The following is a 16,252-nucleotide window of genomic DNA, read 5'->3' on the forward strand; positions in this document are numbered from 1 at the left end:
GATCGCGGGGGCGATGACGGCGGGGGCGATGACGAAGGAGCGCGCGTGACACCCGAGGAGATCCTGGCGGCCGACCGCCGGCACGTCTGGCACCCGTACGCGGCCCTGCCGCCGGCCAGCCCGCCCTACGTGGTGGAGGGCGCACAGGGCGTACGTCTGCGGCTGGCCGACGGCCGGGAGCTGGTCGACGGGATGTCGTCGTGGTGGGCGGCGATCCACGGCTACCGGCACCCCGCGCTCGACGCGGCGGTCACCGACCAGCTCGGGCGGATGAGCCACGTGATGTTCGGGGGGCTCACCCACGAGCCCGCGGTCCGCCTGGCGGCCACCCTCGTCGAGCTGGCCCCGGACGGGCTGGAGCACGTCTTCCTGGCCGACTCCGGCTCGGTCGCCGTCGAGGTCGCCGTCAAGATGTGCCTGCAGTACCAACGCGCCACCGGCCGGCCGGAACGCCGCCGGCTGGGCACCTGGCGGGGCGGCTACCACGGCGACACGTTCCACCCGATGAGCGTCTGCGACCCCGAGGGCGGGATGCACCACCTCTGGGGTGACGTGCTGCCCCGGCAGGTCTTCGCCCCCGTCCCGCCGGGCGGCTTCGACACCCCGCCCGACGCCGCCTACGAGGCGGCCCTGGTCGAGGCGGTCGAGCGGCACGCCCACGAACTGGCGGCGGTCATCGTGGAGCCGGTCGTCCAGGGCGCCGGGGGCATGCGCTTCCACCACCCGCACTACCTGCGGGTGCTGCGCGAGGTCACCCGGGCGCACGGGGTGCTGCTGGTCTTCGACGAGATCGCCACCGGCTTCGGCCGGACGGGCGCGATGTTCGCCGCCGAGCACGCCGGGGTGGTGCCCGACGTGATGTGCGTGGGCAAGGCGCTCACCGGCGGGTACCTGACGTTGGCCGCGGCGCTCTGCACGGCGGAGCTCGCCCGGGGCATCTCCGCCGGCGGGGTGCTGGCGCACGGCCCGACGTTCATGGGCAACCCGCTGGCCTGTGCGGTCGCCAACGCGTCCCTGGGCCTGCTGCGGGCCGGGGACTGGGCGGGACAGGTGTCGAGGGTGCAGGCGGGCCTGCGGGCCGGCCTGGAGCCGTTGCGGGGCGCGCCGGGGGTGCGCGACGTGCGGGTGCTCGGCGCGATCGGCGTGGTGCAGCTCGACCACGAGGTGGACCTCGCCGCCGCCACCGCCGCCGCGGTCGCCGAGGGCGTCTGGCTGCGGCCGTTCCGCGACCTGGTCTACACCATGCCGCCGTACGTCACCGGCGACGCCGACCTGGCCCGGATCGCCGCCGGGGTCGCCGCGGCCGTGCGGGCCGGCTGAGCCGCCGGTCACGGTCCGGCGGGAGTACGCGGGCGGCGCGCGCCGCCCGCCGACGAGCGTGCCCCGGGCGGCGGACGCCCGGGCGAGGAGAGGGAGAGAACCGGATGGAGAGCTTCGGCGCCCGCCTGCACCGGGCCGTCACCGAGCGTGGGCCGCTCTGCGTCGGCATCGACCCGCACCCGGGGCTGCTGGCCCGCTGGGGGCTCGACGACGACGTCCGGGGGCTTGACCGGTTCGCCCGGACGGTCGCGGAAGCCCTCGGTGACCGGGTCGCGGTGGTCAAGCCCCAGTCGGCGTTTTTCGAACGGTTCGGCTCGCGCGGAGTGGCGATCCTAGAGTCAACTATCCGACAGTTACGTGAGGCTGGCTCGCTCGTTCTCCTCGACGTCAAGCGCGGCGACATCGGCTCGACCGTCGCCGCCTACGCCTCGGCGTACCTTGACCCATCCAGTCCGGTCCATGTCGACGCGGTGACGGCGAGCCCGTACCTCGGAGTCGGCTCGCTCGCCCCGATGTTCGAGCTGGCCGCCGAGCACGGCGGCGGGGTCTTCGTGCTGGCGCTCACCAGCAACCCCGAGGGCGCCGCCGTGCAGCGCGCCCGCACCGCCGACGGGCGGACCGTGGCGCAGACCGTCATCGACGAGATCTCCCAGCTCAACGCGGGTGCGGAGCCGCTCGGCAGCTTCGGCCTGGTGGTCGGCGCGACCATCGGCGACACCGGCCACGACCTGTCCCGGGTCAACGGCCCGCTGCTCGCCCCGGGCCTCGGGGCGCAGGGCGCCACCGCGGCGGATCTGCGCGTCGTCTTCGGCTCCAGCCTGCCCGCCGTGCTGCCCTCGTACTCCCGCGAGGTGCTGAACGCGGGCCCGGACGCGGTCGCGCTGCGGGCCGCCGCGGACCGGGCCCTGGCCGACTGCCGGGCTGCCCTGACTGCCGGCTGACTGACTGACGGCTCGGTCACTTTGCGATGATCATCGCGCGTCCACGTTGCCGAAAGCGTCGTTGGCCGCTAGTTTTCCCGGCGCTGGGAACCACGGACCCCTTGGTTCACAGCGACACCACGTTTCACAGATGCGGCGTGGCGTCCCGCCCGTCGCGATAGGGACCTGAGGAGAACTGGTGCCGCTCCCGTCACTGACCCCGGAACAGCGCGCTGCCGCGCTGGAGAAGGCCGCGGAGATCCGCAAGGCCCGTGCTGAGCTGAAGGAGCAGCTCAAGCAGGGCAAGACCACCCTCGGAGCCGTCCTCGAGCGCGCCGAGTCCGACGACGTCGTCGGCAAGCCCAAGGTCTCCGCCGTGCTGCAGGCGATGCCGGGTATCGGCAAGATCCGGGCCACCCAGATCATGGAGAAGCTCAAGATCGCCGACAGCCGTCGCCTGCGTGGCCTCGGCGAGCAGCAGCGCAAGGCACTGCTTGGGGAGTTCGCCGCCAACTGAGGCTGGCAGCGTGTAGAAACAAGCAGTGAGCACGGATGACGAGGCGCGCCCGGCGGCTCGGCTCACTGTCCTGGCCGGACCCGAGGGTTCGGGCACGGAGAGTGTCGTCGAGTGCGTCCGGGCGCGTTCTCCGTCCGTGTGGGTCCCGGTGCCGGCCACCACGCGCCCCCGTCGTGAGGGCGAGCTGGACGGGGTGGACCGCCTCTTCCTGACCCCGCCGGAGTTCGACCGCATGGTCGCGGCGGGGGAGCTGCTGGAGTGGAGCCGGGCCGGGCCCCACCGGCGCGGCACGCCGGGCGGGCCGGTGCGGGCCCGGCTGGTCGCCGGGCAGCCGGTGCTGCTCGGCCTCGACCTCGCCGGCGCGCTGCTGGTCCGGGCGGCGCTGCCCGACGCCCGGCTGGTGCTGCTGCACCCGCCCGGCATCCTCCCCCCGGCGGACACCCTGGCGGCGTTCGACCACACCGTCGCGCACGACCTCACCGATCGGGTCGTCGAGGAGCTGGTAGGCTTGTCCGGTTCTTCCTTTCTGGCTCCGGCGCGACCGCATCTGCGCGGTTGACCGCCAGCACCGCTGTCCGCGGTGCGATAGACGCAGAGGTTAATTCGTGGGATCCATCGCAAACCCCGAAGGCATCACCAACCCGCCGATCGACGAGCTCCTCGAGAAGACGACGTCGAAGTACGCGCTGGTCATCTTCGCCGCCAAGCGCGCGCGCCAGGTCAACGCCTACTACAGCCAGCTCGGTGAGGGCCTGCTGGAGTACGTCGGCCCGCTGGTCGAGACCACCCCGCAGGAGAAGCCGCTCTCCATCGCCATGCGCGAGATCAACGCGGGCCTGCTCACCGCCGAGCCGACCGACCAGCCGTAACCCGCCCCGCCCCGATGTCCCCCCGGATCGTCCTCGGGGTCGGCGGCGGCATCGCCGCCTACAAGGCGTGCGAGCTGCTGCGACTCTTCACCGAGTCGGGTCACCGGGTCCGGGTCGTGCCGACCGCGTCGGCGCTCCGCTTCGTCGGGGCGCCGACCTGGGCGGCGCTCTCCGGCCAGCCGGTCGCCGACGACGTCTGGTCCGACGTGCACGAGGTGCCGCACGTCCGGCTCGGCCAGCAGGCCGACCTCGTCGTGGTCGCGCCGGCCACCGCCGACCTGCTCGCCAAAGCCGCCCACGGTCTCGCCGACGACTTGCTGACCAACACGCTGCTCACCGCCCGCTGCCCGGTCGTGCTGGCCCCGGCCATGCACACCGAGATGTGGGAGCACCCCGCCACCGTCGCCAACGTCGCGACGCTGCGCTCCCGGGGCGTCCGGGTGGTCGAGCCCGCCGTCGGCCGGCTCACCGGGGCCGACACCGGCAAGGGTCGACTGCCCGACCCGGCGGAGATCTTCGCGGTCGCCCGCCGGGCCCTGGCCCGGGGCGTCGCCGCCCCCGCCGACCTGGCCGGGCGGCACGTCGTGGTGACCGCCGGCGGCACCCGCGAGCCCCTCGACCCGGTCCGTTTCCTGGGCAACCGCTCCTCCGGCAAGCAGGGCTACGCCTTCGCCCGCTGCGCCGTCGCCCGCGGCGCCCGGGTCACCCTGATCTCGGCCAACGTCTCGCTGCCCGACCCGGCGGGCGTCGACCTGGTCCGGGTCGGCACCACCGCCGAGCTGCGGGAGGCCACGCTCGCGGCGGCCGCCGGGGCCGACGCGGTGGTGATGGCGGCGGCTCCCGCCGATTTCCGCCCGGCGACCTACGCGCCTGGCAAAATCAAGAAGTCGGACGACGGCGACGCGCCCACCATCGCGCTCGTCACCAACCCGGACATCGCCGCCGAGCTGGGCCAGCGCCGTCGCCCGGAGCAGGTGCTGGTGGTGTTCGCCGCGGAGACCGGCGACGCCGAGGCCAACGGCCGGGCCAAGCTCGCCCGCAAGCGGGCGGACCTCATCGTGATCAACGAGGTCGGCACCGACAAGGTCTTCGGCGCCGACACCAACGCGGCGACCGTCATCGGCGCGGACGGGTCGGTCAGCCGGCTGCCCGAACAGTCCAAGGAGGACCTCGCCGACGCCGTCTGGGACCTCGTGACGGCCCGGTTGCCCGACCGTTCCTGACGGCTGGAACCGAGCATGACCGAAGGCCCCCGGCGCGCGCGCGGATGACTAGACTTCCGCGGAACGACTTATCCACAAGCTAGGAGTGCCGTGACACGCCGCCTCTTCACTTCCGAATCGGTCACGGAAGGCCACCCGGACAAGATCGCCGACCAGATCAGCGACGGCATTCTCGACGCACTGCTCGCCGAGGACCCGCGCAGCCGGGTCGCGGTCGAGACCTTGATCACCACCGGCCAGGTGCACATCGCCGGCGAGGTGACCACCAAGGCGTACGCCGACATCCCGACCATCGTCCGTCGGACCATCCTCGACATCGGCTACGACTCGTCGAAGAAGGGCTTCGACGGCGCTTCCTGTGGCGTCAACGTCTCCATCGGCGCCCAGTCGGCGGACATCGCCCAGGGCGTCGACAACGCCTTCGAGCTGCGTACCGGGGCCTCGGAGAGCGCGCTGGACGCCCAGGGCGCCGGCGACCAGGGCATGATGTTCGGGTTCGCCTGCTCGGAGACGCCCGAGCTGATGCCGCTGCCGATCGCGTTGGCGCACCGGCTGGCCCGCCGGCTGTCGCAGGTGCGCAAGGACGGCACCATCCCCTACCTGCGCCCGGACGGCAAGACCCAGGTCACCATCGAGTACGAGGGGCTGCGCCCGGTCCGGCTCAACACGGTGGTCGTCTCCAGCCAGCACGCCGCGGACATCTCGCTGGACTCGCTGCTCACCCCCGACGTGCGCGAGCACGTCATCGCCCCGGAGCTGGAGAGCCTCGGCCTGGACACCGAGGGCTACCGGCTGCTGGTCAACCCGACCGGCCGGTTCGAGATCGGCGGGCCGATGGGCGACGCCGGCCTGACCGGACGCAAGATCATCGTCGACACCTACGGCGGTTACGCCCGGCACGGCGGCGGCGCGTTCTCCGGCAAGGACCCGTCGAAGGTCGACCGCTCGGCGGCGTACGCGACCCGCTGGGTGGCCAAGAACGTGGTCGCCGCCGGCCTGGCCGAGCGGTGCGAGGTGCAGGTCGCCTACGCGATCGGCAAGGCCCACCCGGTCAGCCTCTTCGTCGAGACGTTCGGCACCGAGACCGTGCCGGTCGCCTCGATCGAGCAGGCCGTCACCGAGGTCTTCGACCTGCGCCCGGCCGCCATCATCCGCGACCTCAACCTGCTCCGCCCGATCTACCAGCAGACCGCCGCGTACGGCCACTTCGGCCGTGAGCTGCCGGACCTGACCTGGGAGAGCACCGACCGGGCCGCCGACCTCAAGTCGGCCGCGGGAGCCTGACCGGCACCAGGCGCAGCGACCGGCGACCCGCTGCGGGGTCGCCGGTCGCTCGCGTCTGCGTCGACCTGCCTTTGGCCCACCTGGACCGTCCGTTCGACTACCTCGTCCCCGCCGAGCTGGACGCCGACGCCGTTCCGGGCACGCGGGTGAAGGTCCGCTTCGCGGGGCAGCTCGTCGACGGCTGGCTGCTGGAGCGGGCCGACGACTCGGGGCACACCGGCCGCCTGGCGTACCTGGAGAAGGTCGTATCGCCGGAACCGGTGCTCGCCCCGGAGGTCGCCCGGCTGGCCCGGGCGGTCGCCGACCGCTACGCCGGCAGCCTCGCCGACGTGCTCCGCCTCGCCGTACCGCCCCGGCACGCCCGGGTGGAGAAGGACGTCCGCGCCCGCGACGCGGCCGTGCCGGCCGGGGACGGTCCCGTGCCGGCCGGGGACGCGCCTGTGCCGGGCGGGGACGCGTTCGTGCCGGCCGGGGACGCGGCCGTGCCCGCCAGCGGCACCGCCGTGTCCGGCGGAGACGCCGCGGCGGCGGAGGGCGGCCCCACGGCGTCCGGCGGAGGCTCCAGCGTGCCGGACGACGGTCCCGCCGAGGTCGCCGTGCCCGAGGTCGCGGTGCCGGTGGACGCCCCGGCGGGCGCCGGGCCGGTGGTCGGGCCCGGTCCGGACGCCTGGCGGGACTACCCGGCCGGGCCGGCCCTGCTCCGGGCGCTGGCCGACGGGCGGGCACCCCGCGCGGTCTGGTCGGCGCTGCCCGGGGAGGACTGGCCCGCCCGGTACGCCGAGGCCGTCGCCGCGACCGTCGCCGGCGGCCGGGGCGCGGTGGTGGTGGTCGCCGACAACCGCGACCTGGATCGCCTCGACGCCGCCCTGCACGCCGCCCTGGGTCCGGGGCGGCACGTCTGCCTTTCCGCCGCACTCGGCCCCGCCCGGCGCTACCGGGCGTTCCTCGCCGCCCGGCGCGGCGACGTGCCCGTGGTGGTCGGCACCCGCGCCGCGATGTTCGCCCCGGTCGCCCGCCTCGGCCTGGTGGCGATCTGGGACGACGGCGACGACCTGCACGCCGAGCCCCGGGCCCCCTACCCGCACGCCCGGGAGGTGCTGCTCACCCGCGCCCAGCTCGGCGACGCCGCCGCCCTGGTCGGCGGGTTCACCCGCACGGCCGAGGCACAGCTGCTGGTGGAGACCGGGTGGGCCCGCGAGGTGGTGGCCGACCGGGCCACCCTGCGGGCCCGGATGCCGGCGATCGCGCCCACCGGCGACGACCCGCAGCTGGCCCGGGACCCCGGGGCGGTCACCGCCCGGCTGCCCAGCCTGGCCTGGACCACCGCCCGCGAGGCGATCCGGGCCGACCTGCCGGTGCTGGTCCAGGTGCCCCGCCGCGGCTACCTGCCCTCGGTGGCCTGCGCCGAGTGCCGGACCCCGGCCCGGTGCCCGCACTGCGCCGGGCCGCTCGCGCTGCCCTCGGCCGAGGGCAGCCCGGCCTGCCGGTGGTGCGGGCGGGTCGCCGCCGCGTACGCCTGCCCGGAGTGCGGCGGGCGGCGGCTGCGCGCCTCCGTCACCGGCGCCCGGCGTACCGCCGAGGAGCTGGGGCGGGCCTTCCCCGGCGTGCCGGTGCGCACCTCCGGCCGTGAGGAGGTGCTCGCCACCGTGCCCGGCGGCGCCGGCCTGGTCATCGCCACCCCCGGCGCCGAGCCGGTCGCCGAGGGCGGCTTCGGCGCGGTGCTGCTGCTCGACTCCTGGGCCCTGCTCACCCGGGCCGACCTGCGGGCGGGGGAGGAGGCACTGCGCCGCTGGCTGGCCGCCGCCGCGCTGGCCCGCCCCGCGGCCGGCGGCGGCCGGGTGGTGGTGGTCGCCGACGGCGCCCTCGCCCCGGTGCAGGCGCTGCTGCGCTGGGACGCCGCCTGGTTCGCCGCCCGGGAGCTGGCCGAGCGGCGGGAGCTGGGCTTCCCGCCGGCGGTGCGGATGGCCAGCGTGACCGGACCGCCGGCGGCGGTGGCCGACCTGCTGGCCGAGGCCCGGCTCCCGGCAGAGGCCGAGCTGCTCGGGCCGGTGCCGGCCGACGGGGAGCGGGAGCGGATGCTGGTCCGGGTGCCCCGGGCCCGGGCGGCCGCGCTGGCCGGTGCGCTGCACTCGGCGGCCGGGGTGCGCACGGCGCGCAAGGCCGTCGACCCGGTCCGTCTCCAGGTGGACCCGCTCAGCCTCTTCTGACCCGGCCGACACCCATGCCGCCCGTGACCACGGCCTGCGCCGCCGGTGGTCCCTCGCCACGGCCGGGCCGCCGGTGATCCGTCGCCACGGCCGTGCCGCCCGCGATTCCTCCCCACGGCCGGGTCGAGCGCGATCCCTCGCCACGGCCGGGCCGCCCGCGATGGGCCGCCCGTGATCCGCCGCACGGTCCCGCCGTTCCGGGCGCCCGACCGGCCCGCCGTCGCACGCCAGGTGCGGCGGGCGGCCCGTGAGCGGGTGATAGCATCGCCCGTCATGCCCGGGCGTACGACGGCTCCAGGTCGCGGCGCGGCGTCAGACGCGCCGAGCTGGAGTTGTCGCAGGATCGCGCGACGATGGCGGGAGCGCGTCGGTTCGGCGCGATGTCGATGATGTCAATCAGCCGGTGATCAGGGGTGGGCCAGTCGTGACCGTTCGTCAGTCGATCGTCTTCAATGGTGACCTCGGCAGCGGCAAGAGCACCGTCTCGGTGGAGATCGCCAAGCGGCTCGGCCTGCGCCGGGTCAGCGTCGGTGACCTCTACCGGCAGATGGCGCAGGAGCGGCAGATGACCGCGCTGCAGCTCAACCTGCACGCCGAGCTGGACCAGGCCGTCGACGGCTACGTCGACCAGCTCCAGCGGGACATCGCCGCCTCGGGCGAGCGGCTGGTCATGGACTCCCGGCTGGCCTGGCACTTCTTCACGGATGCGCTCAAGGTGCACATGATCACCGAGCCGGGCGAGGCGGCCCGCCGGGTGCTCGCCCGCCCCTCCGGCCCCGCCGAGAGCTACACGTCGCTGGAGGAAGCCACCGCCAAGCTACGGGAGCGCAGCGAGAGCGAGCGGGGCCGGTTCATCGTCCGCTACGGGGTGGACAAGGCACGGCTGCGCAACTACGACCTGATCTGCGACACCACCCGCGCCTCCGCGGACGAGGTCATCGAGCACATCGTCGACGCGTACGAGGGCCGGCTGTGCGCGGACGTGCTGCGCGACGCCCCGCCGCTGCTGCTGCTCGACCCGGCCCGGGTCTACCCGACCGAGGACATCGCCGCCCTGCGCGACCTGTGGGACTCGGAGTTCGTCGGCGACGTCGCCGCGGCCGGCGACGAGGCGCTGGAGCCGCTGCGGATCGGCTACACGGGGGAGTACTTCTTCGTCGTCGACGGGCACCGCCGGCTCAGCGCCGCCCTGCAGAACGGCTTCCGCCTGGTGCCGGCCCAACTCGTCGCCGAGGTCGACGAGCCGGTGGTCGGCGGGATGAGCGCGGTGGACTACTTCGCCGCCCAGGCCCGGCCGACCCTGATCCACGACTGGGAGGCCGCCCACAAGATCGAGCTGCCGCTGCCCGAGCACGCCCTGCTCGGCGGGGGCACGGTGCTGGCCGGGGAGCCGGGCGCCGGCGCCTGATCCGCCCGGTCGGCCGCACCTCAGCACCGGCGGGACAGCCGGCTGTTCCGCGAGCGTCCGGACGTATGAGCGGCAGCGTGGTGATCATCGACACGGAACCGGCGGCGGCGCAACGCGGTACGCCGCCCGGGCCGGCTCCCGGCACTCCGTAGACTGGTACGGCACCACGTCGTCCAGCCGAAGGAGCCACGCCGAGTGACCGTCCAGCCCATCCGTCTGTTCGGGGATCCGGTGCTGCGCACGCCGGCCGATCCGGTGGTCGACTTCGACGTCGAGCTGCGCAAGCTCATCGCGGACCTGACCGACACGATGCGTGAGCAGAACGGCGCCGGCCTCGCCGCGCCGCAGCTCGGTGTGGGCCTGCGGGTGTTCACCTTCGACGTCGACGACGTGCTGGGCCACCTGGTCAACCCGGTGCTGGAGTTTCCCGACGCCGAGGAGCAGGACGGGCCGGAGGGCTGCCTGTCCATTCCGGGCCTCTACTTCGACACCAAGCGCCGGCAGAACGTGATCGCCAAGGGCTTCAACGGCTACGGCGACCCGCTGCAGATCGTCGGCACCGGCCTGATGGCGCGCTGCGTGCAGCACGAGACGGACCACCTCGACGGGGTGCTCTTCGTGGACCGGCTGGACCCGGCCGGCCGCAAGGAGGCGATGAAGGCGATCCGCCAGGCGGAGTGGTACGACCCGGCCGCCCCGCCGACGGTGAAGCTCAACCCGCATGCCTCCAGCAGCCCCTTCGGCCTGGGTCGGTGAGCCGCCCGTGCGCGTGATCTTCGCCGGCACACCGGCCGTCGCCGTACCCGCCCTGGCCGCCGTGGCGGCCTCCCGCCACGAGCTGGTCGCCGTGGTCACCCGCCCCGACGCGCCCGCCGGGCGGGGGCGCGGGCTGTCCCGGTCCCCCGTCGGGGCATGGGCCGACGAGCACGGGATCGAGGTGCTCACCCCGGCCCGCCCGCGCGAGCCGGAGTTCCTGGACCGGCTGCGCGAGCTGGCCCCGGACTGCGTCCCCGTGGTGGCGTACGGCGCGCTGGTGCCGCCGGCCGCCCTGGAGATCCCCCGGCACGGGTGGATCAACCTGCACTTCTCCCTGCTGCCCGCGTGGCGCGGGGCCGCGCCCGTCCAGCACGCCGTGCTGCACGGCGACGAGCTGACCGGGGCCAGCGTCTTCCAGCTGGAGGAGGGCCTCGACACGGGGCCGGTCTACGGCACGCTCACCGACGAGATCCGCCCGGCCGACACCTCCGGCGACCTGCTGGAGCGGCTCGCCCACTCCGGCGCGGGCCTGCTGGTGGCCGTCCTCGACGCGATCGCCGACGGCACCGCCCGGGCCGAGCCGCAGCCCGCCGACGGCGTGTCGCTGGCGCCGAAGCTGACCGTGGAGGACGCCCGGGTGCGCTGGTCCGACCCGGCGTTCGCGGTGGACCGGCGGATCCGGGCCTGCACGCCGGCGCCCGGGCCGTGGACGACCTTCCGGGGTGAGCGGGTCAAGCTCGGCACGGTCGCTCCGGTGGCCGACGGCCCGGAGCTGAAGCCGGGTGAGCTGCTGGTGGAGAAGTCCCGGGTGCTGGCCGGCACGGCCACCGTCCCGGTGCGGCTCGGCGAGGTGCGGGCCGCGGGCAAGCGGGCGATGGCGGCGACCGACTGGGCGCGCGGCGCCCGGGTGGCGGCGGGGGAGGAGCTCGCGTGACGGGCCCCGAGCGGCCATCCGGCGACCGTTTCCCGGCGGAGCGACGCGGTGAGCGGCCCGGCGGCCCCGGGCGCGGCGACCGCCCGGCGGGCGATCGGCGCGGCGACCGGTCGGCGGGGGGCGGCCGGTGGGGCGCCCGCCCCGGCGGCGAGCGGCGCGACGGCGGCCGTCGCCCGGCCCGCCCGGCGGTGGACCTGCCGCGGCAGGTCGCGTACGAGGCCGTCGCGGCGGTGCACCGGGACGACGCGTACGCCAACCTGGTGCTCCCGTCGCTGCTGCGTGACACCGGGCTGACCGGCCGGGACGCGGCCTTCGCCACCGAGCTGACCTACGGCACGCTGCGCCACCTCGGCACCCTCGACGCGATCCTCACCGACGCGGCCGGGCGGGACGTGCAGCGCATCGACCCGCCGGTACGCGACGCGCTGCGGCTCGGGGCGTACCAACTCCTGCACACCCGGGTGCCGGCGCACGCCGCGGTCTCCTCGACCGTCGACCTGGTCCGCGCGGTCGGCCCCGGCGCGACGGGCTTCGCCAACGCGGTGCTGCGCGAGGTCGCCGGCCGGGACGCGGACGCCTGGGTGGCCAAGCTCGCCCCGCCGATGGAGACCGACCCGGTCGGGCACCTCGCGCTGGCGTACAGCCATCCGCAGTGGATCGTGCGGGCCTTCGCCGAGGCGCTCGGCGGCGACCTCGGCGAGACCGCCCGGCTGCTCATCGAGGACAACGAGCGCCCGCCGGTGCACCTGTGCGCCCGGCCCGGGCTGGCCGACCCGGTTGCGCTGGCCGACGAGGTCGGCGGGGCCCCGGGGGCCTTCTCCCCGTACGCCGTCTATCTTTCGGGCGGGGCGCCCGGCGACCTGCCGGCGCTGGCCGAGGGGCGGGCCCACGTGCAGGACGAGGGCTCCCAGCTGGTGGCCAACGCCCTGGCGGTGGCCCCGCTCGACGGCCCGGACGGGCGCTGGCTCGACCTGTGCGCCGGCCCGGGCGGCAAGTCCGGCCTGCTCGGCGCCCTCGCCGCGCAGCGGGACGCGCGGCTGACCGCCGTCGAGGTCTCCGAGCACCGGGCGCGGCTGGTCGCCCAGGCCACCCGGGGCCTGCCGGTGAACGTGCTGAACACCGACGGCCGCACGGTCGGCGCCGACCCGAAACTGCCGGAGGCGCACTTCGACCGGGTGCTGGTCGACGCTCCCTGCACCGGGCTGGGGTCGCTGCGCCGCCGGCCGGAGTCCCGCTGGCGGCGCGAGCCGTCGGACCTGCCGCCGCTGACCCGGTTGCAGCGGGAGCTGCTCGCCGCGGCGCTGCGGGCCGTCCGTCCGGGTGGCCTGGTCGCCTACGTGACGTGCTCCCCGCACACCGTGGAGACGCACGTGACGGTGACCGAGGCGGCCCGCCGCTCCGGGGTGCCGGTCGACTTCGTCGACGCCCGGCCGCTGCTGCCGGCGGGGATGCCCGGCCTCGGCGACGGGCCGACGGTGCAGCTGTGGCCGCACCGGCACGGCACCGACGCGATGTTCCTCGCGGTGCTGCGCCGCACCTGACAACGGACGCCCGACGGGGCGGTCACCCTCGGGTGGCCGCCCCGTGCCGGGTCGGTCCGGTGCCGGTCCGGGCGCTCAGGTGACCGGCAGGCCCTTCGCGCCGGCGCCCTTCACCGATCGAGTCAGGTTGCGGTCGCTGACCCAGAGGAAGCACTGCACGCCCCGGTTGCCGTTGCGCCACTCCGCTTCGAGGGGGTGGTAGAAGATCGAGCCCGCCCGGTACTTCAGGTCGCCGTTGTTCGGCACCTTGACGTACGTCGCGATCAGCGCGCGGCAGGCCCGGTGCACCTTCTGGCTGTCCCGCGTGAAGGCGTCGTAGCTGGTGTCCGGGGCCCGCCAGACGCCGACGAACTCGGCGTGGTGCTTGCTGGTGCAGGCCACCTCCACCATCTCCCGCACCTCGTCGTCGCTCAGCTTGGGGTTGAAGCAGCGGTGGGCGAGCGGGGCGGCGCCGGCCAGGGCGCCCTTCAGGCTTCCCGTCCGGAACTTCGCGCTCGCCTCGTCGAGGCTGGCCTGCTCGCTCAGGTCGCAGCGGAACCAGCGGGCGCCGCCGCCCCACGCCTGCGGCGACGGCAGCACCACGCTCAGCCCGAGCCGGCCGGAGCGCCAGTCCCCGCCGACCACCTCGTTGACCTTCGTGTCGCACTCGGTCCGGGCGGCGCGGATGCCGGCCGAGCCGGCCGGCGGAGGCGTGGTGCGCTCGGCCGCCGCCCCGGTGAACGTGCCGACGTGCACGGTCTCCGCGCGGTGCGACTCGGCGCAGTCGACCGGGTTGTAGGCGGTGAGGTAGCCGACGTCCTGAATCTCGCGGTGGCAGGCCCCGGTGGCGGGGACGAACGCCTGCGGCGCGGCGGGCGCCGGCCAGTCGTCGGTCAGGTCCCGGTCGGTGCCGGCCGGGGCGCCGCAGCCGGCCAGCGCCAGGGCCGCCACCGCGCCGGCCGCGGCCGCCGTCCACCACCGTCGCATCGCCCCGACCTCCCGCCGATCGTGGTCCGGCCGGCGTGAGGCGGCCGGACATGTCACGGTGCGGCAGCATACGGCACCGCGCCCGGATCGCGGGGGAGTCCTCCCTGCGGGCCGGCGCCCCGCCTCGAGCGGGTCAGCTTCGGGTCGTCGCTCCACAGGAGACACCGCACCCCGTGGTCGCCGTCCTCCCACTCCCGCTGGGACGGGGACAGAAATCGAGCCGCCAGTTCCGCACGACCGGTCACCGCCGGGTCACCGGGTGTCCCGGTGGTGGCGCGCTGCGGGCGGCCGGTCACCGCGTTCGTACACTGGCCCCGTGACCGTACCGCCGCCGATCGTCGCGCCCAGCATCCTCGCCGCCGATTTCGCCCGCCTCGCCGAAGAGGTCCGTGCCGTCGAGAACGCCGCGGACTGGTTGCACGTGGACGTCATGGACAACCACTTCGTGCCCAACCTGACCATCGGGCTGCCCGTGGTGCAGAGCCTGCGGGCCGCCACCGAGCTGCCCTTCGACGTGCACCTGATGATCGAGGACCCGCGCCGGTGGGCCCCCGGCTACGCCGACGCCGGGGCGTACAACGTCACGTTCCACGCCGAGGCGTGCGACGACCCGGTGGCGCTGGCCAAGGACCTCCGCTCGGCCGGCGCGAAGGCCGGGCTGGCGATCGACCGGGACACGCCGATCGAGCCGTACCTGGAGCTGCTGCCGAGCTTCGACACGCTGCTGATCATGACGATCAAGGCCGGCTTCGGCGGGCAGCGCTTCATTCCGCAACTGCTGGACAAGGTGCGCGCCGCCCGCCGGCACGTCGACAGCGGCCACCTCGAACTGCGCATCGAGGTCGACGGGGGGATCGCCGCCGACACCATCGCGCAGGCGGCCGAGGCCGGCGCGGACGCCTTCGTCGCCGGCACCGCCGTCTACGGCGCCGACGACCCCGCCGAGGCCGTCCGGAAGCTGCGGGCACTCGCGGAACGCGCCGCCCCCGGGGCCTGAGGTGGAGCCCGGCGGCGACCGCAAGGACATCATCCTCGTCGTCGACGACGACGAGGACATCGCGCGCTTCGTCGAGTTCAACCTGCGGCTGCACGGCTTCGAGGTGATCCACGCCGGCGACGGGCAGGAGGCGCTCGAGGTGATCGAGCGCCAGCGTCCCGACCTGGCCGTGGTCGACCTGATGATGCCGCGCATCGACGGGCTGGAGCTGACCCGGCGGCTGCGGGCCGACCCGATGACCTCGGCGCTGCCGGTGATCATGCTGACCGCCAAGGGCATGACGGTGGACAAGGTGCACGGGCTCAGCGCCGGCGCCGACGACTACCTGGTCAAGCCCTTCGACACGGCGGAACTGGTGGCCCGGGTCAGCTCGACGCTGCGGCGCAACAAGGAGTTCCGCGAGGTCTCCCCGCTGACCGGGCTGCCCGGCAACAGCCGGATCCGCCGGGAGATCTCCGACCGGGTCCGCAGCGGCGTCGACTACGCCGTCGGCTACATCGACATCGACCGGTTCAAGAGCGTCAACGACCGGTACGGCTTCGTGCGCGGCGACGACTTCATCTCGGCCCTGGCGCGCAGCCTGCACCGGGCGGTGGTCTCGGTGGGGCTGCCGCCGGCCTTCCTCGGCCACGTCGGCGGCGACGACTTCGTCATCGTCTGCACGCCGGAGCAGGTGCGTCCGCTCACCTCGCGGGTGTCCGCCGACTTCGAGAAGGCCGCCGACTCGCTCTACGACCCCGCCGACGCCGCCCGCGGCTACGTGGAGCTGAAGGACCGGCGGGGCAACATCCGGCGCGCCGCCCTGGTCACCCTCTCCATCGGCGTCTCCATCTCCGACGCCAACAAGCGGTTCACCAACCCCCTCGAGGCGATCGCGGTCGCCTCCGAGATGAAGACGGTGGCCAAGAGCCAGCCCGGCTCGTACGTGGCGGTGGACCGGCGACGCGGGGTGACGTGACCGCGTATTCCCGCTGTGAAGTAGCTCGCCTCGGTGGCGCCACCCCCCGTCGGGCGTGTAAGACTGCCGGTGTACCCACCACGCGCTGGCGGGACTCGGTGTAATTCCGAACCGGCGGTGATCCACGGCGTGACCGTGGTAAGCCCGCGACCCGGTCGGCCTCGTGCCGCCCGGTGGACCTGGTGAGAATCCGGGGCCGACGGTTGGGGGCGGGAGACCGCGCCCAGACAGTCCGGATGGGAGACAGCGCGCGGGACGGACGGGCCCTGCCCGGCAGCTGACCTCAGCGTGCCGTGCGCGCCCCCCGGGTCGGCTCCGCCGTACCCGGACCTCCGCCGCCGCACGCCCGCGG

The 16,252-nt window shown here is 75.1% G+C and carries 15 protein-coding genes; 14 read left to right on the plus strand and 1 reads right to left on the minus strand.

The genetic code is table 11. The features are described from left to right. Nucleotides 1-45 precede the first annotated feature (45 nt). From ACGF5C_RS15465 to ACGF5C_RS15520, 12 genes are all read left to right on the plus strand, one after another. The gene (locus ACGF5C_RS15465) at nucleotides 46-1,320 is read left to right on the plus strand and encodes an adenosylmethionine--8-amino-7-oxononanoate transaminase (protein WP_393301847.1); all 1,275 of its coding nucleotides are present in this window, start codon (nucleotides 46-48) and stop codon (nucleotides 1,318-1,320) included. A gap of 104 nt (nucleotides 1,321-1,424) precedes the next feature. Next, nucleotides 1,425-2,261: an orotidine-5'-phosphate decarboxylase gene (gene pyrF, locus ACGF5C_RS15470; RefSeq protein WP_393301850.1), complete on the plus strand. Its 837-nt coding sequence runs from the start codon at nucleotides 1,425-1,427 to the stop codon at nucleotides 2,259-2,261. A gap of 178 nt (nucleotides 2,262-2,439) precedes the next feature. Next, complete coding sequence (mihF, locus tag ACGF5C_RS15475) at nucleotides 2,440-2,757, plus strand: integration host factor, actinobacterial type (RefSeq protein ID WP_393301853.1); 318 nt, start codon at nucleotides 2,440-2,442, stop codon at nucleotides 2,755-2,757. Nucleotides 2,758-2,782: 25 nt separating this feature from the next. Then, nucleotides 2,783-3,316: a guanylate kinase gene (locus tag ACGF5C_RS15480; RefSeq protein WP_393301856.1), complete on the plus strand. Its 534-nt coding sequence runs from the start codon at nucleotides 2,783-2,785 to the stop codon at nucleotides 3,314-3,316. Between the two features lie 46 nt (nucleotides 3,317-3,362). Further along, on the plus strand, nucleotides 3,363-3,626 hold the full coding sequence (rpoZ, locus tag ACGF5C_RS15485) for a DNA-directed RNA polymerase subunit omega (protein ID WP_007075826.1): 264 nt from the start codon (nucleotides 3,363-3,365) through the stop codon (nucleotides 3,624-3,626). 14 nt (nucleotides 3,627-3,640) lie between these two features. Continuing rightward, nucleotides 3,641-4,849, plus strand: coding sequence for a bifunctional phosphopantothenoylcysteine decarboxylase/phosphopantothenate--cysteine ligase CoaBC (coaBC, locus tag ACGF5C_RS15490; protein WP_393301859.1), 1,209 nt, complete (start codon nucleotides 3,641-3,643; stop codon nucleotides 4,847-4,849). A gap of 90 nt (nucleotides 4,850-4,939) precedes the next feature. After that, nucleotides 4,940-6,133, plus strand: a complete 1,194-nt coding sequence (gene metK, locus ACGF5C_RS15495) for a methionine adenosyltransferase (RefSeq protein ID WP_350708937.1) — start codon at nucleotides 4,940-4,942, stop codon at nucleotides 6,131-6,133. Between the two features lie 65 nt (nucleotides 6,134-6,198). Beyond that, complete coding sequence (locus ACGF5C_RS15500; protein WP_393302223.1) at nucleotides 6,199-8,340, plus strand: primosomal protein N'; 2,142 nt, start codon at nucleotides 6,199-6,201, stop codon at nucleotides 8,338-8,340. 424 nt (nucleotides 8,341-8,764) lie between these two features. Then, nucleotides 8,765-9,748, plus strand: a complete 984-nt coding sequence (locus ACGF5C_RS15505) for an AAA family ATPase (protein WP_393301863.1) — start codon at nucleotides 8,765-8,767, stop codon at nucleotides 9,746-9,748. A gap of 195 nt (nucleotides 9,749-9,943) precedes the next feature. Beyond that, a complete protein-coding gene (def, locus tag ACGF5C_RS15510) occupies nucleotides 9,944-10,504 on the plus strand; it encodes a peptide deformylase (RefSeq protein ID WP_393301866.1) in 561 nt (186 codons plus the stop codon). 7 nt (nucleotides 10,505-10,511) lie between these two features. Further along, on the plus strand, nucleotides 10,512-11,438 hold the full coding sequence (gene fmt / locus ACGF5C_RS15515) for a methionyl-tRNA formyltransferase (protein ID WP_393301869.1): 927 nt from the start codon (nucleotides 10,512-10,514) through the stop codon (nucleotides 11,436-11,438). Further along, nucleotides 11,435-12,979: an RsmB/NOP family class I SAM-dependent RNA methyltransferase gene (locus ACGF5C_RS15520; RefSeq protein WP_393301872.1), complete on the plus strand. Its 1,545-nt coding sequence runs from the start codon at nucleotides 11,435-11,437 to the stop codon at nucleotides 12,977-12,979. The genes fmt and ACGF5C_RS15520 overlap by 4 nt, the downstream gene beginning before the upstream one ends. Before the next feature lie 75 nt (nucleotides 12,980-13,054). On the opposite strand, the gene ACGF5C_RS15525 is transcribed toward ACGF5C_RS15520, so the two are convergent. Then, complete coding sequence (locus ACGF5C_RS15525; protein WP_393301875.1) at nucleotides 13,055-13,945, minus strand: septum formation family protein; 891 nt, start codon at nucleotides 13,943-13,945, stop codon at nucleotides 13,055-13,057. A gap of 316 nt (nucleotides 13,946-14,261) precedes the next feature. Between ACGF5C_RS15525 and rpe the strand changes: the two genes are divergently transcribed. Then, a complete protein-coding gene (rpe, locus tag ACGF5C_RS15530) occupies nucleotides 14,262-14,942 on the plus strand; it encodes a ribulose-phosphate 3-epimerase (RefSeq protein WP_350708927.1) in 681 nt (226 codons plus the stop codon). 1 nt (nucleotide 14,943) lies between these two features. Next, nucleotides 14,944-15,900: a response regulator gene (locus tag ACGF5C_RS15535; protein WP_393301878.1), complete on the plus strand. Its 957-nt coding sequence runs from the start codon at nucleotides 14,944-14,946 to the stop codon at nucleotides 15,898-15,900. Nucleotides 15,901-16,252 lie beyond the last annotated feature (352 nt).

This window comes from Micromonospora sp. NPDC047620 (assembly GCF_043205005.1).
Classification (GTDB): domain Bacteria; phylum Actinomycetota; class Actinomycetes; order Mycobacteriales; family Micromonosporaceae; genus Micromonospora.